Origin of the sequence: Marixanthomonas sp. SCSIO 43207 (assembly GCF_019904255.1) — a bacterium.
Lineage (GTDB): Bacteria > Bacteroidota > Bacteroidia > Flavobacteriales > Flavobacteriaceae > Marixanthomonas.
In genome coordinates this window covers 1,647,138-1,667,227 of the sequence record NZ_CP063203.1, presented here as the reverse complement: position 1 = coordinate 1,667,227, position 20,090 = coordinate 1,647,138, and the positions used below count along the sequence as shown (strand labels likewise).

11 protein-coding genes are annotated in these 20,090 nt (G+C 35.1%); all 11 read right to left on the bottom strand.

From position 1 onward, the window contains the following. Window positions 1-7 precede the first annotated feature (7 nt). The 11 genes from INR76_RS07875 to INR76_RS07825 all read right to left on the bottom strand — a co-directional run bounded on the left by INR76_RS07875 (window position 8) and on the right by INR76_RS07825 (window position 20,089). Window positions 8-1,960, bottom strand: a complete 1,953-nt coding sequence (locus INR76_RS07875; protein ID WP_223107364.1) for a hypothetical protein — start codon at window positions 1,958-1,960, stop codon at window positions 8-10. Between the two features lie 89 nt (window positions 1,961-2,049). Then, complete coding sequence (locus tag INR76_RS07870; protein ID WP_223107363.1) at window positions 2,050-5,112, bottom strand: type I restriction endonuclease subunit R; 3,063 nt, start codon at window positions 5,110-5,112, stop codon at window positions 2,050-2,052. Beyond that, window positions 5,105-6,967, bottom strand: coding sequence for a DUF262 domain-containing protein (locus tag INR76_RS07865; RefSeq protein ID WP_223107362.1), 1,863 nt, complete (start codon window positions 6,965-6,967; stop codon window positions 5,105-5,107). The genes INR76_RS07870 and INR76_RS07865 overlap by 8 nt, the downstream gene beginning before the upstream one ends. Window positions 6,968-6,976: 9 nt before the next feature. Continuing rightward, the gene (locus INR76_RS07860; RefSeq protein WP_223107361.1) at window positions 6,977-10,756 is read right to left on the bottom strand and encodes a hypothetical protein; all 3,780 of its coding nucleotides are present in this window, start codon (window positions 10,754-10,756) and stop codon (window positions 6,977-6,979) included. After that, window positions 10,743-11,102 (bottom strand): hypothetical protein, encoded by a 360-nt coding sequence (locus INR76_RS07855; RefSeq protein ID WP_223107360.1) that lies wholly within the window; start codon window positions 11,100-11,102, stop codon window positions 10,743-10,745. The genes INR76_RS07860 and INR76_RS07855 overlap by 14 nt, the downstream gene beginning before the upstream one ends. A 2-nt stretch (window positions 11,103-11,104) precedes the next feature. Beyond that, window positions 11,105-12,460, bottom strand: coding sequence for a restriction endonuclease subunit S (locus INR76_RS07850; protein WP_223107359.1), 1,356 nt, complete (start codon window positions 12,458-12,460; stop codon window positions 11,105-11,107). Further along, window positions 12,460-14,808, bottom strand: a complete 2,349-nt coding sequence (locus INR76_RS07845) for a class I SAM-dependent DNA methyltransferase (RefSeq protein WP_223107358.1) — start codon at window positions 14,806-14,808, stop codon at window positions 12,460-12,462. Before INR76_RS07845 ends, INR76_RS07850 begins: the two co-directional genes overlap by 1 nt. 1,449 nt (window positions 14,809-16,257) lie before the next feature. Beyond that, window positions 16,258-17,448, bottom strand: a complete 1,191-nt coding sequence (locus tag INR76_RS07840) for a S41 family peptidase (RefSeq protein WP_223107357.1) — start codon at window positions 17,446-17,448, stop codon at window positions 16,258-16,260. Window positions 17,449-17,503: 55 nt separating this feature from the next. After that, window positions 17,504-18,628: a serine hydrolase gene (locus INR76_RS07835; RefSeq protein WP_223107356.1), complete on the bottom strand. Its 1,125-nt coding sequence runs from the start codon at window positions 18,626-18,628 to the stop codon at window positions 17,504-17,506. Window positions 18,629-18,647: 19 nt separating this feature from the next. Then, on the bottom strand, window positions 18,648-19,289 hold the full coding sequence (locus INR76_RS07830; RefSeq protein WP_223107355.1) for a hypothetical protein: 642 nt from the start codon (window positions 19,287-19,289) through the stop codon (window positions 18,648-18,650). 182 nt (window positions 19,290-19,471) lie between these two features. After that, window positions 19,472-20,089 carry a CatB-related O-acetyltransferase gene (locus tag INR76_RS07825; RefSeq protein ID WP_223107354.1) on the bottom strand — a complete coding sequence of 206 codons (618 nt, stop codon included), beginning with the start codon at window positions 20,087-20,089 and terminating at the stop codon, window positions 19,472-19,474. Between the last annotated feature and the right edge of the window lies 1 nt (window position 20,090).

Below are 20,090 nucleotides of genomic sequence, written 5' to 3'. Positions count from 1 at the left end.
GTGCCTTCTAATTATTCAAATTTGATTTTCCATTATTACACCATGTATCCTCTTCAACAAACTGTATAAAATGTGATAATGAATTAAAATTTAAATTCTCAATTTCCATAGATCGTTTGGTATTGACTAAATCCTGATAACTAACTCGCAAAACACCTTCCATTGTCGTATTAATTTTTTCTAGTGCAGTTGTCACATACCATAAATGTATTTTTTTATCCAATTTAGTATTCTCTTTTGCCTCGGTAAGTTGACGTATTGCTTCTCTATCTTGGCTGGTTTGATTATGCAATTCTAGAGTATTTGTTTTTTGAGTAGTGCGTTTTAATTGCATTAAAATAATATCATAGTCGTCCTCCATTACTACATCTACATCTCCATATTTTTGATTATTTGATTTTTTGTAGGTTTTCCAATTTTCATCTTTATACATTTCAACTAGTTGAGTTTCTATCCTTCTACCATTTTGAGGTTGAAAATTTCTTAAAATAGATTCCGAAATAGTATACAAACCAGTAAAACTTGTCAATACACTAAAAGGGGAAATAATAAAATCTCCAATTTGAATAAATGGCTTTTGCCATAAACTTACTTTTTGACTTAATTTTTGAATTGTACCTCTTTTACCTTGATATGAAAATAAATCAATAAGTTTATTAAAACCTTGCACCTCACAATTTATACCTGCATTAATAACAGCATTAAACAGTTCCTCTTTTCTGGAAATGAGTACTAATTCGGCACCTTTTTCTTCTTTAATTAACTTTGTTACTGCTTCTTTATAACTCTTAATTCCAGTTTTTGACAATGCTAGTAATGAGTTCTCAATAGTTTTAAATTTCTGCCAGGCAATACCATGTAAAAATGAAATTATAGCATCTAATGTAGGTATACCCCATTGCTTTAAATCTTCATCTCTGATACCTAAATCATAAACAGCTTGTTTTATTGCTAACTGTTTAGTATTTCCTTGCATATTATTACTAGTCAAGTTATCATTAATAAACTTGATCTTGTTTTTATTTTTAAAATCAGCATACTGTATTTCTCCAAAACCATAATAGGTTTGTTCATTAACGGTATATCTTAATTCGTCATTGCTCCATTGCTCATTAAACTCTCTACTTTCGTTAAATATTAGATTATTTTTAGAATCAATGGTTACTTTTAAACCAGGCTCAAATACATATCTATTAATATGGTCTAATAATAAAATATGTTGGTAAGCGCAAGAGAATAACTTTTGACCTCTATTAAATATTACAGAGTCAAAATATATTTTAAACAACTTTTCACGTGCAACTTTAACTGATTTTAAATCGTATTTTTCTTGAGTTATAGCGACCAACCAGCTTAAAGCTTCACCTGCAAACTGCCATTTTACATTATCATTAGGATTTTTGAAAATAAAAGTTTCAAATGAAGCTAGTAGAGTCATTAATACCCTTTGAGGTTTGGATTCAATATTTGTAAACTCTCTTTTAATAGCTTCTTTAGAAGCTTCAAAACGATTAAAAATAGTATACCATATTTCTAATTCCTTTTTAACAGAAACAGGAAAGTCATCGCACTGAATAAAGTGGATTCTCTCTTTATTTAAGAATACTTTTTCATACTTATAACCTAAACAAAAAAGTTCAGGGTTGTTATGAGCTACATATAACTCAAACTCTTTTATAGGTTCTTTTTGAGTTCTTAAATAATATTGCCACAGATCCAAAGCATTTTTTTGGTTAAGCCAATCTGTACGTTTTGTTATAAGAAAATTGTTATAGAAGAAAGAATTATAGTAGATCGGATTTTTATTCTTTCTTTTTTTTCGCTTCCGTTTTCCACTTGAATCTGTAAACCATTTTACAAATTCATTAAAAGGTAAATTCCAAGCAGTGCGATAAGCCTCATAAAATTCTTTATTTCTATAAAGATTTTGAGCCTCTCGTTTGTAGTCTAATTGTCTCATGATAAACAAGTTTAAAGTTGACTATACGTAATAGTGCTTGTTTATCACTGTTACAAATATAAAATTTTTCATTAAATTAAACACTAAAATCATCTATTAACCGACGACATTCGTTTCATGGTATCAAAAAACGCTCTGTAAAAGCTTTCGTCTTTAGCATACAATTTATAAAGTTCTAACTCTTGTTTTCGTTGTTTACGCATTACCTCATCTAGAATTTTTCTAAAGGCTAAATCACTGTTTTGTTGGTCGGAATTGTTCACCACTTTTTCTTCAAAATCAGGGTGTGCTTGTACGGATTTGGTTAAACTGATGAATTTAACACGTTGGTCGTCAGGTGTTGCTTCCCAACCTTGAAACCAGCGTTCATTAAAGGATTGAATAATCAAATCTAAGGGGTCTTTTTCCTCATCAGTGCCGTGTGCACCTCTTGGATTTGGGTTTTGTGGGTCAACTTCGGTTTCTGAAGCATCTAATTCTATACTGGTGTTTAGTTTTACACGCTCTAAACCATAGGTGGATAAGTCTATCGATTCTAATAATTCATCTAAGCCTTCAATGTCTTTATTCTTCACTGGTAGCTTTGGGATTAGGAACTTTAAGAACCAAAATAGCTTTTCCCAATTTAAAATTTCGAATGGAAGAATAGATGCCATTTGTCCGTAAATCTTGACGAATTGTTTGGCTTTTATTTTAAAATCGGCTTTTTCATCGTCTTCTAATTCCAACTCGTGAATAAACCGTTCGGATGCTTTTTCAATAATTGGACTTAATACTTGAGCATCTTCTTTATTAAAAAACTTCTCATTAAAGTCTTCTACTTCACTCCATTCATACACACCCACATCATCTAAGACATCTTTTAACTCGTGTAATACATTTACGTCTGTGGTATCGGTCAAAGAAGTAGCAGTATAAAATGGGTCAAAAGCATTTTTTATATCTTCTGTAGAGTTGAAAAAATCCAATACAAAAACATCCTCCGTTCGCTTGTTATACTTAGGTGCGGCACGGTTTAATCGTGAAAGCGCTTGTACCGCTAATACGCCTTGTAGTTTTTTATCCACATACATCGCACAAAGCTTTGGTTGATCAAAACCGGTTAAGTATTTGTTGGCTACGACTAAAATGCGATAGTCGTCTTCATCAAATTTATGTCTGGTATCTTTTTCTGCAAAGCCATTCATTTCAGCTTCGGTGTATTCTATACCATTTACTTTTTTGGTACCTGAAAAGGCAATTGCGATTTTAAACGGATTGCCTTTATCGGCTAAAATTCTTTGTAAAGCTTTGTAATACTTAATAGCGGAAACAATACTTTGTGTTACTACCATTGCCTTGCCTTTCCCTTTTAATCGTTTTTTGTTCACGATGTTGGGAATAAAATGATCGAGGATTATTTCTGCTTTGGTATTAATGGTTTGTTGGTCTTGCTCTACATAGGCACGTAATTTTTTCTGCGCTTTGGTGGAATCGAATAAGGGATTGTCTTCTATAGATTTAGAAATTTCATAATAACTCTTCAAGGTGGTATAATTCGCCAATACATCTAAAATAAAGCCTTCTTCTATGGCTTGTTTCATCGAATACAAATGAAACGGTTTTCGACCAACACCATCTTCTTTTACCGTTCCAAACTTTTCTAACGTAATCGGTTTGGGTGTGGCTGTAAAGGCTAAATAGCTGGCGTTGCCGCGCATTTTACGCGATTGCATCGCTTTTATGATTTTGTCTTGTGCATCATCGTCTTCACTTTCTTCTATTTGTTTGCCCATTGCACGATTCATATTATCGTGCGCCGAACCACTTTGGCTTGAGTGTGCTTCATCTATCACCACAGCAAAACGTTTTTCGCTTAAATCAGCAATACCATCAATTATAAAAGGAAATTTTTGAATGGTGGTAATGATGATTTTCTTGCCTTGCTCTAAGCTACTTCGCAATTCTGATGAGGAATAAGCTGGCGCAATTATATTTTTTACTTCTGAAAAGTTAGCAATATTATCACGGATTTGTTTGTCTAATAACCTACGGTCGGTCACAACAATCACCGAATCGAACAAAGGTTGCTCTACACTTTTTGCTCCAGGTACATTTTCATTTACAGGATAGGTTTCAATGAGTTGATAGGCTGCCCAAGTAATAGAATTTGATTTACCAGAACCAGCAGAGTGCTGAATTAAATAGGTTTGCCCAACACCTTTTTCGCTAGCATCTGCAATAATTTTACGTACCACATCCATTTGGTGATATCGTGGAAAAAACAAGGTTTTGGTGTTTAATGGGTCTTTTTTCTTACCATTTAATCGCACAAAATGCTGAATGATATTAGCTAAACTTTCTCGTGTAAATACCTCATCCCATAAATATTGGGTTCTGTGACCGGTAGTACCTGCAGGTAATTCTGGATTCCCTTTTCCGTTTTTGTTGCCTTTGTTGAAGGGTAAAAAGAAGGTGGACTTTCCGTTGAGCTTCGTCGTCATATAAGCTTCATCGGTATCGACTGCAAAATGAACGATACAGCGTGCAAACTGTAATAAAGCCTGTTTGTTATCGCGTTGGGTTTTGTATTGATGCTGACCGTGTACACGTGCGTTTTGCCCTGTCCACGCGTTTTTAAGCTCCATAGTGACTAATGGTAAGCCATTTACAAACAACACCAGATCTATTTCCTCTCTTGGATTGTCTGTACTGTAACGTAATTGTCTGGTTACGCTAAATTTATTGCTTGCAAAATTGTCTTTTACTTGTTGGCTACTGCTTGCCAATGGCGACTCATAAAACAAGGTGAAATGCGCATCATCTACTTCCAAACCTTTTTTTAGCAATTGCAACACACCGTATTTTTTTATCATACGGTCAAAACGATTGAAGATTTTAAGTTTCCAATCGGTTTGCTTTTGTAATTTTTCTAACTCCTCTTTTTGGGTGCTTTGTAAAAAGTCCCAAAAGAATTGTTCGTCTATAGCAAACTGCGCATTAAAATTACTGGGTTGTCCAATATAATAGCCTTTACCTGTTTGGTATATTGCTGCATCTTCGTTTACAGCGTCTATAGCAAGACCTTGTTGTTTTAGGTCTTCTAAACACGTTCCTGTAAGGTGTTTTTCTATGGCTGCTTCTAATGCTTGTTCGTTGGTTTGGCTATGCATAATTATCAGTATAATTTTTATTATTATAATAATCAGTTGACCATATTTCTTCACAAAGGGACTTTACAACGTCTATTCGCTCTCTAATATCATCTGATTTTAGCTGTGAATGTGACTTAAATGGGATTGACTTTAAAATACTATTCTTATAATTTGGATTTTTCAAATAAAAATCAGGATGCAACGTTTGAGCATAGGTGTTTTCTTTAAGGTAGTGAGGTAGCTTATCTTCATACTTATCACTACTAAAAGATTGATTTGTTCCATTTGGCAAAAGTATTAAAGCTCCTATTGAATTCCTTACTTCAGAAAACTCCCATTCTTGATCAAATTCATCTCTATGGTCTTCAAAATGATTACTCCATAAATGCTCTATTTCAAATCGTTTTCCTTTAGGTTCTTTATAATTTACATAGGTGACATCACGACCAACATTTTGATCTACAAAAGCTGTTATACGACAAAGTAAATGCTTAACAAACTTTTTATTTTGTTGATGCAAACGAAAGTTTGAAATAGCATCAAAGTCTTGGTCTAATTGATGTAACTCGTTGGCTAACTCGGCATATAAATCATCCAAATCGAGATTTCTTATACTTTTAATAATATTAAAAAAGGTGTATTGAATTGATGAGGAACCAAATTTCATAAAATTGATTGAACGTCTAACCGTATATGTTTCAATAAAACGAGCAACAGCATCCATTTTTTTTATTAATGTTTTATCAGAATCTGTTGATTTTAATGGTGCTAAAAGTAATGCATCTTGCAATGAAGCTGCAATTCCCCATTGGTTTATGTAGAATAAATGTGGACATTGAAAATCATAACTTGTCGTCTTATCCCAAATAAACTTGTAAGCCTTTACGAAATAATCAAATTCCTTTTCAAAAAAATCATAAAAATGAGCTGAAGTTGACAGGTTAAATTTGTCAATATAGTTGTTTTTAAACCAGTCGTGTAAGCGTGTTCCTATTTGCTCATAATCTTGATTTTCTGAATCAGCTTTTCTTGGTCTTACAGTTATGGCATATTTTGCTCTAAACCAAGCCTTAAAAAAATCCAAATCAGCATTACTATCTAAATCGTGTAAATCTTTGATATGATCTTTCCATAATTCGTTAATTTTACTTCGCTCAGTAGAATTATTTATTCGAGATAGCACAAAACCTTTTAACATTTCTGTGGCAGTTAAGTTCATACCTCTATCATTCATTGTCTCAAAAATTGTGTATGCATTCTCATCAGAATAAGCTGTAATTTTAACTAAAACAACATTTCCTATAAACCAATCTATAAAATATGGAAGCGCATCTGTGACTAAATCTTCAGGAAAAAAATTATGAATATCATTATACCTATCAACAATATTATACACAGTTTCATCATCTGATTCTTTAATATTATACTCTTGGTTTTCAAACAAGCCTTTCAATACTGCTTGTCGATCTTCATCGGTCATATTAAAAGATTTCTCACCATACTTTTCTGAAAATATTAAACTTTCAATATTGACTAGATTACCTTTACCTTTTTGTAGATGGTTTAAGTATATTAACAATAGTGTTATAGATGTAATACGTTGCTGGCCATCAATAATAGAATTTTTCCCATCAGCAACACTAAAAACTACTGGCCCTAAATAATAACTTTGATAATTAGCAACCTCAGATCTTTTATCACCCTGTTTATAAGACCTTAAGAATGCATTTGATAAATCCTCAATCAATGCTTCCATATGTTTTTCTTGCCAACGATATTCTCTCTGAAAATAATCTATGAAAAACTTTTGATCTTTTAATAAATCATTAATGCTTTTATCCGAAGCCTCTATTTTATTTTTATGATTTTGCATTTCTATATTTTATCTGTTTAACTTAGAAAAAACAAACTGCATACCTCTAAAATGTTCGTGGTGTGCCTCTGTTGCTTGGTCATAGGTGTGCTGTTTTAATTGATACATCAATAACTGGTTTGTATCTTCTAAATATTTCTTCAATAAATCGGTTCGTATATAATGAAAATTATCAGAGTTAAACCCATATTCATAATGATACTCTTTAAAGCAAACCTCTAGATTAGAATCTAGAATTTGAGTATCTCTGGAATTAACAGTTAAATCTAAATGTTTACCTAAATTTGGTGAAGGAACATCACATCTCAATGAAGACACATTGTCGGAACCTGATTCCCATAAAAAATCCATCAGTGCAGGTTCATATTCAAAATAGCAGGTTTCATTCACTGTTTCTGTTATTTCCTTTCCAACATCCTCAAAATTAAATTCACCAGATTCCCTAACTTCAAAGTGAGAAATTGTTCTCGTAATTTCTTTAGTTGATTCTAATGGTAAACTGTGCCCCTCTCTTTTTAAACTTGGAATATTATCTGCCCAATATAACTCTCCAAAATAAGTCTTCGAAAGCATACCACCATCGTGCAAGTTAAAATTCCAATCATATTCTCTGTTCTCTAATTGTCCTATATATTGCACAACTTTATCTTTATCCACGAAAAACGATTTCGCTTCCACCCACGATCTTGTTTTGTACTTTTCATCTAATTTTTGATCAATAAATGCTGACAATAAGGTGTAATCATCCCTTTCATAAAGAGCTTCTATTGAAGCGTAATTTGGTTCATTTACCCAACTACCATCAGTTAATGACCTATTTTTAAAGAAGTCAACATCAATTAACTTCTCTGAAATTGGCTCATATTCTTCATAACTTGGTTCAATTTCCGTATCACTTAGCCTATTATAATATCTGGTATAACTACTATCTTCCTCTATCCAAACCCCTAGCTTGTCCATACTAAGTAAATAACCAGCATAATTAAAATAAGCCATCCAAGAATACTTTTTACCCAACCTATCTATTTTCATTTTACTACCTAAAAGTCTATTTCCATAGTAAAACGATTGTTCTCTTTCTGATAAATTTTGCATATCAGAAATATAACCGAGCCTAATTAACTCTTTAAAAATATTAGCCGTATGAGATGGTCGACTCTCGTGGTCTCTATTATCTAGACGCGGTATTGTATAATGAACAAAATCTCCTCTTAAAGGATCTGGATTACCATCCAAACTCCAATTATGTGCTATTGGAACGTTATCAATATCAGCTTGAGTAATTTCAAACCAGTCATCTTTAACAAAACTGTACTTAGAAAGACGACTTAAATTTTCGTCAGATAAGTTGAAAACTCCTTTAATAATTGCTAAATCAATGATATGCTTATAACTATCAATTACAATATAATTATAAGTTGGATTACTAGGTTCTTTAGAAAATTGCAGTTGGTAAAGAGCTTCAGCTATCGTGCCTAAATGATTTTCGATAAAATGCTTATCATTTTGTAGTCGCAAGCAAACACCATAACAAACCAGAGCTAGTCTCTCTTGAATGTAAGTACGCTGTGAATTTGAATACTCTAATACTTTGTCCAAAATAAGATTTGGAAACCTTTCAAAAAACCTTATTAAAAAGCGAGTGCTTTTATCTCTTAAATCTCTTATTGTCGTTTCTGTTAACCAAATAGCAACTTCTAATTCTAATCTATCTTCATAAATTGCTTCCAAATGACCTGGATTTAAAACATGATAATCTAAAAACTCTCTAAATTGAGCGCTATTTAAATATATCATGTAAGTCCACGCAAAATCAAATGTATAATTGTCTAGCTTTAATAATACTTCTTTAATGAATAAGAAATTTATATTTGATCTAGAATCATAAAATGTCAAAGACGCATCACTAATCAATGTTCTAACCTCCTCCAATGAATAGTCTGTTTCTAATAATAAGGAAGCTAGCTTTTTATTATCATCAGATGATTCTGATCTCAATAAATTTAAAGTGGTAAATTTCTTGATAACACCTTCCTCAATGTGATTAGCAAATAATAAAGAGTTAGAATCACTTTGTACAATTAAAAACTTAAGAATGTCGTCCTTTAGCTGGTGATGTTTCCCACTATTTCCTAAAATATAATCCTGAAAAAAGTCAGATGTAACTACATTATCAACACTTCCATTATCAGAAATCAATTTTTTAGCCAGTAAATAACCACCAACTTCTTGTTGCGTATGGACTATAACATCTTTATCATTAAGATTTTCATCTAAATAGATTAAATATTCTTCAAGGATTTCCAAACCTATAGTACCTTCAATTCTATCTACTACTTTTCCTTCCATTTTTTCATAGTAGTCTACTTTATTGACAAATGCCTCTAATTCATCAATCATTTCTTTAGAAACTCTATCAATTCCTTCAAGAACTTGGTCTCTAGTCATTAAGCCTAGTTTAAGTCGTGCTTTTTCGGAAAGATTGCTTATGTATGTATCAAAAACTTGTTTAAAACCATCTAATCCCAATAAAGGTTCTACTTGATTAATTTTATTTCCATTAAGCATTTTACAATACAAATCAAGATATAGTGGTGTACTGAAATAGTATATATCTGTTGGTGTAACAGGATCAATGTTTATCTTATATTCAATAAAATATTTCTTTACAAGTTCTTCAAGCTTATGACCTTTAAATCCATTAAGTTGTATTTGGGCATATGGAATACTATTATTATTCCATATTCTTGAGACGTATGAGGTTCTTAAAGTAGCTATCAAATATATATAAGGATAGTTTTTTAGAGTTTCAATAAAATTATCCAGACTATTTTCCCATAACTTACTAAAACCGCTATGGGCAAAACTGGTTTCATTTAATCCATCAATAATTAATGTTACTCTACATTTATTTTTTTCTCCATATTTATTAAGCCTTCCAAGAACTTCTTCAATTTGATAATTGTTTGGAACCATTAGATTATCCATGAAAATAGTTGCAAAGCTATCTGGATCGCCATTAAATGACTTTCCTCCAATAATTATTACAGGTTTATTTTGCTTTAGTAATTCAGTATATATAAATGCAGAAAAATTTGATTTACCCATTCCTGCATTTCCATGAATAAATTTAATTTGAGCATTTTTTTGATTCTCTAATAACTTGTTTACAGTCTTCAGCTGTGTAATTATTTCTGATAACCTTCTAAAAACAACAACTAATGCAAATAGTTCAGATGGCTCTTCTTCAATAAAACGATTTTCAGGGTTGTATTCATGCAACCTTTCAAAAACAAAGTCTTCCGGGATTTCGAGATTTGTTTTATCTAATGTTTTAAACCCAAGTGGTAAGACCAATCCACCATTAATAATTGACTGGTTTTCTTTGATAGCCTCCAGATAACCGTGCCTTTTAACCTCTAATAGCTCTAACTGTTTGTATTGTTTTGAATTCTTGTTAATTTCAATTTCTTCAACAGCTAAAAGGCTTTTAAGATTTTGATATTGTTCACTAAAATCCTCTAACCAATCCGATAAAATTCTTAATTCGTTTAATAAATATGGAAAATGATCTTTGTTTAAAAGTATCTCATTAATAAGTGTTTGACCTGAATTTTTATCTTGATCTACAAAAAGGTTTTCATTATATTTTGAAGTAAATTCTTTAGTAAAATGACGCGTCTTTAGATTATCAAAATAGTCTTTGTTTACCTCATATGGATGGCGAACTATTTGATTATACGTTTGATTTATAAACTGAAACAATCCAAAAAATCTAATCTTCTTCATTTTCATTAATTGTTTGATTGATGTTTTGAAAAATTCCAAAGAAATTAAAAGTTTTACCCTTACTTTCAAATCTTTGTTTCTCTAGATATAAGCAATAAACAACAAGGATAAATGTAATTGCCACATTCCAATAATTTGTGCCGCCAGCGAATCTGTCTACAATATATCCAAGAACAGTCTTTGCAATTGGGCCATACGATTCTTCTATTTTTAAATAATCTGGAATGGCTTCTTGTGGTAATTTGGGTAAATTCAGTTCGAAAATTAAGAAGGTAAAAGCCCCAAAACCTACAATTCTGTAAAACCATTTTCTTCTTATTAACCAAGCAATTATTTTTCTCCACATAATTATAATACTTTAACCTTACCCGTTACCACACTATTGATGAGACTACTTTTATACTCTTGTAGCTTGCTTATTTCTTGCTCTTTTAGGTTGATGGCGTTTTCTATTTTAGCCGATGCCGTTTCTATATAGTTGGCGATTTCTTTTTGCTCGGAAAGTGGTGGAATCGATATTGGCAAATTAGAAAGAACTCCCATACCTATATTTTGTTGCGTACCAAAGCTCCAACTTAATTCTACTCCCTTTTTGAATGCTTGAGATTCCAGAAAGTTGTATAAAAAACTTGGTAACATTCGGTCATTGTTTGTTCTAAAAACAGCTAATGGTGACCAAATACTAAACTCTTCATCTGTATTAACCATTGCTATATTTCCCGTAGTTGCTCCAGATTTTACCATATAAATATCATTTCTTTTAGGTTTATATTTTAAGCAAAAAAGCTGATGATCCTTTTCAGAAATAAAACCACGTTTTTTATTAAAGTCAATTTTTCCATTTTTAATTGCTTCAGCTGAAATAAAAGGTATTCCAACTTCATATAATTGGGGTGTTGTATGTGGTCCATCTGTTATCGGGATTTCTAAAATATATTTTACTGAAGCAACCTCCCAATGCTCAGGAATCTCGCCTATCCATTCTACACCAGCGTCTTTTAGTTTTACAGGATGAGATCCTGAATCAAGTTCAGGATGACGCTTGGGCACACCACGAGTTACTGCTTTGTGTATGAGGATTTGTTTACGTTCTTTTAATAGGGCTATTTGTTGCTGTTTTATGGCAATCGCTTGGTCTATTTTGGTGGTTTTGTCGTCTAAAAATTGGGCAATGGCGGTTTGTTCTGGGAGTGGTGGAAGGATTGCTTCTATTTTAAAAAAATCATCGGTATACAAACGTAATCTACTTTCAATTACACCAGAAGAATTTCTTTTAAACTCAGCTTTATATAGTTCTGTTCTCAATAAATAATGAAAATATCGATTATCGTTTTCGCCATAAATTCTATAAATAGAATAAGCTGGACTAGTTATTCCATTAAATGGCGAAAACCCTAGACTTCCATTCCAAGCAAGCATAATATTACTAACTAAATCACCCTTTGCTACTTTTTTATATCCTTCTAATGTTTCAGCATTTGTAAGCATACCACCTGCTTCAACTTTATCACTTTTATTTGTTACTCCTGTATATTGAGAGACAGACAATAAATCTTCATTTCCATCTTCACTTCTTTCATTTATCTCATTGAAAATATATTTAATTCTTCTTGTTTCCCAATGCTCAGGAATTTCACCTAACCATTCTACACCAGAGTCTTTATAACTCTCGTAACGCTGTATTTTAATTTCCGTTTCTACCATTAGGCTAAGTTTAAAATATCTGCAATTAAACCATCGCTTTGTTGTTCTAGCTCCAAAATATCGGCAGTGACGGCTTCTATACTTCGTAAAGGTATATGCTTGTAAAAGTATTTGTTAAAGCTAATTTCATACCCAATTTTGGTGGCGTCTAAATTAATCCAAGCTTCGGGTACGTGTGGCTGTACTTCGCGTTTAAAGTAGCTGTGTATGTTATCTTTTAGCGGTACGTTTTCGGTGTCGCGTAGGTCGCTTTCGGTTTCGTAAGTGATGTACTGTCCTGCTCTTTCAGTTGGGTAATACCCAAAGTCTGGTAAGTCGGCTTCTTCGCAATCTAAATGTTGTAAAAGTTGAGCAAGTTTATCGCCAGTAAGTTTTACGGTTTTTTTAATGACTTTTTCGGCTTCGGCATCGTACCAACTCACCGCATTTAAAATGGCTTTTTTCTCGCTAGCACTTAGTTTTAGACTTTGGGCTTTTAATTCGGCATCTATGTCTTCTACAAATACATTAAAGTCGGTATATTCCTTATCGCCAAATACATTTTGTAAGGCTTTGGCAGCGGTTACCAATGCCAAATGTTTTTGCCAAGTGTCCTTTTTTGTGAGTTTGGTTTTATGGGCAGAAGACAGATTTAAATCTTGTGCTTCACACCATTCTAAAATTTGGTCTTTGTACTGTGCGGTATGGGTGTAAATAGCCTCACCAAATTCTTGATATGCCCATTGCATAGGCTCTAGCAAACGGCTATCGTAACGTAAAGTCTCTACACGCGCGTTGGTAAACTGTGCCTTTAAACGTTTTGGGCGTTCTATAGTGGCTTTGTAATAGCCAAAATCGGTATTATCAAATACTTGTGCCGCTAATGTTTCTTCTCCTTCGGCTTCTTTGGTTTCTAAATTTGTATAGCAGTTGACGATTTCAGTAATGTGTTCTGGTGTGAGTTCGCAATTTTTGTTTCCTAAGTTTTTGCGTAGTTTTTTATACAAAGCATTGGCATCAATGAGTTGTACTTTACCTTTACGGTGTGCGGCTTTGTTGTTGCTTAAAATCCAGATATAGGTGGTAATGCCTGTGTTGTAAAACAGGTTGTTGGGTAGTTGCACAATTGCTTCTAACCGATCGTTTTCTATTATGTAACGGCGTATGTTGCTTTCGCCACCACCTGCATCGCCTGTAAACAAGCTACTCCCATTATGCACAGAGGCAATACGTGTACCTGTTGCGCTTTGGTGTAGAGGTTTCATTTTAGAGACCATTTCCATTAAAAACAGTAATTGCCCATCGCTAGAACGTGGTACGGCATCTACCTCTTCTAAAACGCCCCAATAATTTTTGAGTTGAATTTTAAAACGTTCGTCAATAACGTCTTTGCCATCTTTAATGTACTTTTTTTCACTACTCCAGGATTTTCCGTAAGGCGGATTAGAGAGCATAAAATCGAAGCTTTTACCTGCAAATTCATCGGTAGATAAGGTAGAACCTACACGTATGTTGGCTGGATCGTTGCCTTTAATCATCATATCAGATTTACAAATGGCGTAGGTTTCGTCGTTGATTTCTTTCCCGAATAAATAGACATCGCCCATCGCACGTATACTCCCTTCTTCATCTTTGATAAAGTTTTGGCTTTCGGTTAACATTCCACCAGAACCACAAGCAGGATCGTAAATGGTCATTACCGGTGGTAAATTGTCTTTAATCGGGTCGAAAATAATGTGTGTCATTAAATCAATCACTTCACGAGGTGTAAAGTGTTCCCCAGCTTCTTCGTTGTTTTCTTCGTTGAACTTTCTAATGAGTTCTTCAAAAACATACCCCATACCTAAATTAGATAGTGCAGGTAATTTTCTGCCTTCTGGGTCTTCCTTTTCAAAAGGTGTGAGGTTGATGTATGGCGAAGTGAATTTTTCTAACACATCTAGCAATACATCTTTGCTTGCCATATGACGTACTTGACTGCGCAGTTTGAATTTCTCTATGATTTCCTTCACATTAGGACTAAAACCATTCAAGTAATCTTCAAAATTAGCTTGTAATATCTGTGCGCTATTGGTAGCGGTATCTTTTAACTGTTGCAATGTCCATTTACTGGTATTGTAAAACACATAGCCAGATGCATCTCGTAGTCCGTTTTCATCCCATTCGGTAAAGCCGGCTTCATCACGTTGAAACGCGAGTTCTTCTAAAACAGCCTCTTTGGTAGGTTCTAAAAGTGCGTCTAATCTGCGTAAAACAATCATTGGTAAAATAACGTCGCGGTATTTACCACGTACGTAAACATCTCGAAGACAATCGTCTGCAATAGACCAAATGAAGGCTACTAATTTATTGTGGGAGGTTTTGTTCATATAAGTATGAAGTAAGTTTTATGGTTTTCAGTAAAAATAAAATAAGCTTAAACAATACGAGTATGGAAAACCTTAAAGTTATTCCATAAAAACTCATCGTATGAATCTTGCCTAAAAAGGGGAGTATTCTTCCAAATATAAAGTATTTCAGCGAAAATTCGTTGCATCAAAATATAATTTCAAGTGGCTTGATGGCATAGCTGCATACATAACTGTCTATTAACCAATACAACCTCAGCAAATTACAACTATAAAAAAAATGATAGATAAAAAAGTAGTTGTTTGTTTAATCGTATCGTATAGGTGGCATTCGCATCTATTACCCACGACTTTTTCCAGTCTATATAGGGATGTTAAAACTATCTACTATATATTAGGTAAAAGCTACTTTATATTGTATTTATAGCGTATGTATAGCGTGTTTATAGCGTATATATAGTATATATAATATAAGGAATCTTTATAAAGCACACCTGTTACACCCCCCCATTCCCCCCTCAAGGGGGGAGTCTTTTCATGTCCTCTAAAGAGCCTGTGCTGAGTGTATCGAAGTAGGGCTTTAGGGATGTTCTCTTCATCTATGAATAACCAACCACTGTCAGTTCGAGTGTTTTTTGGTGGAGCGATAGCGGAACAGAAACATGTATCGAGAACCAATGTGTGCAACAGGTCTCGATACATATTTGAATCCTGCTGTCGCGTTTTCAAATCCACTCGACCAGACGGTTTATGTTTACTTGTGAGTAGTGAAAAACTTATACTAATCCAACCTACTAACAATCTAATACCCTACAATCAAACTAAAGATTCCTCAGTCGTGCCTCCTTCGTAATGACAGTTTACTAGAATTGGTTGTACACCCCCCGTAGCCCCCTCAAGGGGGGAGTCTTTTCATGTCCCCTTGAGGGGACTTTAGGGGTGTTCGACCAACACAATAATAACCAACCACTGTCAGTTCGAGTATTTTTCAGTGAAGCGATAGCGGAACCGAAACATGTATCGAGAACGAATTAAACAGGTCTCGATACAAATTTAAAGCCTGCTGTCGCGTCTTCAAATTCACTCGACCAGACGGTTTATGTTTACTTTTGAGTAGTAAAAAATGCTTATACTAATCTAACCTACTAACAATCTAATACCCTACAATCAAACTAAAGATTCCTCAGTCGTGCCTCCTTCGGAATGACAAGGGGCAGCTTCGGAATAACAGTTCGATTGTCATTCTGAACGCAGCGCAGCGAAGGGAAGAATCTTTTGAGTAGTGGGTAGTGAAAAACTTATACTAATCCAACCTACTAACAATCTAATATACTGAGTGTCCAACCATAGATTCCTCAGTCGTGCCTCCTTCGGAATGACAAGGGGCAGCTTCGGAATGACAGCTGGCTAGGCGTGGACATCCCCGTAACCCCTCAAGGGGGGAGTTTTCAGGTGGTGCTAATCGTTTATTTACAACCGTTGTGTCAATACGTGAAGTACCGTATCGATATTGTTTACAAAATCACTATGCTTTTGATACACTGGGATGTCCGGTTGCAGTGCGGTATTGGGTTGATTGGAAAGGGTAAACAGTCTTTTGGAATAGGTAAGTACCAGATTAGAATGTGGCAACGTGACGCTATCCATATCTTGATACCCGTTAGGATTGGAGCCTGTAGGCTGCCCTACCAGAGTAGCGTGTAACAGTTGATTAAAAAGGGCGGCATTGCTAGTTGCTGCAGAGAAGGTTTTGTTACTTGTGAGTACATACACGCCATCTTTCCAATCGATGGAGTCGGCAAGATTGAGTGCATATGCCAGAACGATACCTACATATAAATCCCCTCCTCCGTTTTCTCGCATATCGATAATCAATCGCTGCAAGTTGTGTTGCTGAATGTAAGCAACCACCGCTTCTCCAAATGCCTGCATATCCTCAAAGGTTGGGTACGCTTTAAATTGGATATAAAGCGCTTTTGTTCCGGCTATTGGGGCAAACCATAGCGTTGATGTAGCGTCATCGGGTATTGTGAGCTCCGGTATCGTTAGCTGTACTTCAGCCTTTATGCGTTCTTCCCAACTATCGGCAGGAATAGCAGCTAGATCAACCGCTACAACTTCTTGTGTTTGGGTTCGGAAACGGAAGCTAGCTTTGTTAGGGGAATCCAGTATCTGTAGGTGAAAAAGCAATTCTGAAATGGGCAGGTAGCTTGCTGTCCTTTCCGTAAGTGAATAGGCGTTTTCAACATACTGCGCTACGCTTGCCACTTGTTGGGCAATGGTATCTATAGGAATGCCGTTAATGGACTCCAAGCTGCTTTTCAAGATATCTGAATGTTTTGGCAACGTTTGTACTACATACCACTTGTTTTCTAGTTGTTTTAGTTTGAAAGGAAAACGATGTAGGGCTTTATTTCGTAAGGAAATAGCCGTATGGCCATCGTTGATGCGCCTTGTTAAACGCATCAAATCTAAGATGATTTCAAAATCATTTTTTGTATCAACATTCTCATATATGGCTTGCCATTCTTTCTGAAACGCTTCTTTCGATATGGAATGGTATAGGTCTATATGTTTTTCTTCCAAAGAGGTTTTATACACCTTTAGGTCTTCTTGCCATTCCTTTTTTTCTAGTGTTTGTGCGAGGAATCCGTGGCACATCCCTCCTACTATAATGGAAAGACACAGCGCGTGTTTTTGAAATGCATTCATATCGTTAGTTGTTTTCTATCACATGGAGTATATCATATACCAAAAGTAATGCATTTTTGGAAGCTTCCAACTGATTTAAGGTTCCTGAAACATAGGTGTCTAGCTCTGGACAGTACCACAAAAAGGAAGCTGTACTACCGCTATGTCCTAGAACGTGTAAGGATGTTTCTGTATCGAGTAGGTTGCTAAAAGATACCTTTCGTATGCCAAAACCATAGTGCATCCCCACCGTTTCATCTACCCAGTTTTGCATCATCAAACGGGTTTCTTTTTGCAGAAGGTCATCTGCGTGGTAGGCTTTAAAAAAGGTGATAAGGTCTTGGGTTGTTGACACCAGACCGCCTCCACCCCAATCGGCACTTAAACTAGGTATAGCCGATAGCTTATGAGTGCCGGCATAAAATGCAGCCATAGGAAGGGATTTGTCAATGGGAGTAGACTTTAAGTTGATATAAGAATGAGTCATACCCAACGGCTGAAATACGTGCCGATGCAAAAATTGATGGAAGGGCATATCGCTTACCGTTTCAACCACCAAGGCCAATAATACATAGCCTGTGTCTGTATAATAATGCCCAAGTCCCGGTTTAAAATGAGGCGTCATCTTATCTTTTGTGAATTGTATCAACTCCTCCGGTGACCATACCTTGTTGGGCTTTAGTAGTAATTGATTGATTACATTAGGACTGTTGTCCGTCGTGGTATCTGTAAAATAATCGGGCAATCCCGAGGTATGTTGTAATAGGTGCGCAAGGGTAATATCATTTGAATACTCGTTACCGTCAAGCACATGCAGCTTATTCAAAAGGGATGGTGGCAGGTATTGAGCTACGCTATCATCAAAATGCAGCTTCTTTTGGTCTTGTAATATCCCAATGGCTGTTGCTGTCAATAACTTGGTGATGCTTGCCGTGTAAAAAGGACTGTGGGTTGTAATCGTATCTTCTTTACTGTTGGCCCATTGTATGTTGAGCCCTCGAGACTTAGAATATACGTGCACGATACCACTTTGAATGTGTTCTTTTTCAAATTGGGCCGTAACCAGCTGTTCAATGCTAGAAGGTATCGTTTGCTGACCAGCAGCAGACACCCCTACTAACAGCAAGAACCCTATAAAGACCGTTTTCATATCATTTATTTTTAACATGTTACAGCTTAATACCAATATACAAGTTGGGCTCAAACAGAAAATACGATTTCCATTTGTTGTCTAGGCGTTTAAACCCATCGGGGGTATTGGTATCAAACATCCAGTTTTGCCCGTGAATTTGAGGTTCGATAAAAATGCGTTTCTTTTTTCCGAAGGCAATGTGATACCCAATGTGGTAGGAAGTGTACAACTTAAAACCGTTTGCTATTTTATTGGAATCAAGGTCTAAATACGTTTGGTATTGTGGTAATACTTCTACCGATGCAAATAAACCTTTCCAAAGCATACGTTGATACGAAACCCCTATTCCTGTTTCTCGTAAGTAGCCGGGATAAAATTCGGTTTCAGAATCTATTTTGTCTTTAAGACCGTCCCACCATTGAATGCCCATAGGCTGAAACAAACGCCAAGTAGCAAATTTTATACCTATGATGTTTTTGGGGTCTAGTTCTCGTTTAACGTGAAACTCAATATGCTGGGTGTTGGTTCGTTCGCCTCCTTTACCAATATTTCCTAAAATAATGGCCGGGAAACTAACCCTGTATTTTAAATCTGACTCGTTGGTAACAGCTTGTTGGGTGTCTTGCGCAACTCCTTGAAGCGCATACATAGCTACTAAGATACATACTATTTTTTTCATAATGATATAGATTTAATTGTTCGTTTTTTGATGGTACAAAGATGAGATAGAATCAAAAGCCAGTCGTTCTGAATTATGATTTGGCACCTTTTTGAAATTCCGTACGTATCGTGATGTATTTCAAAAAAAGAAGGCTTACCTGCTATGGGTAAGCCTAAGAAACGAGTTGGTATGGGGAGCGGTTAAAATAACGTTTCAGGATGGCGGGTAAGCGCATCTACATGGTTGGTGATTTTTTCAATATCCCAATCCCACCATTGTAGTTGTAGTAATTTGGCAATGGTAGCTTCAGAAAACCGTTTTTTAATGGGTTTTGCAGGATTGCCACCAACAACAGTGTAGGGTTCTACATTTTTTGTCACTACGGCTTTGGTAGCAATGATCGCACCGTCACCAATGTGAATACCGGGCATAATGGTAGCATCGTGCCCAATCCACACATCATTACCAATGACAGTATCGCCTTTGGTTGAATAGGCTTTGCCTTCCATGGCGTGTTGCCACGCGCCACCAAAGATAGCAAATGGGTAGGCCGAAGTGGCTTCGGTTAGGTGGTTGCCTCCATTCATAATAAAGGTGGCACCCGAAGCAATCATACAAAACTTACCTATTATGAGCTTATCCCCTATAAAATCAAAATGGTATTTGACGTTTTTTTCAAAGTTTGAAACGTCTTCAAAATCATCGTAATAGGTATATGCCCCCACCTCAATGTTGGGATTGGTAACGCAGTTTTTTAAAAAACATAGGTTTTTATAATTGGGCAACGGAAATACGGTATGTGGATCTGGTATGTTCATA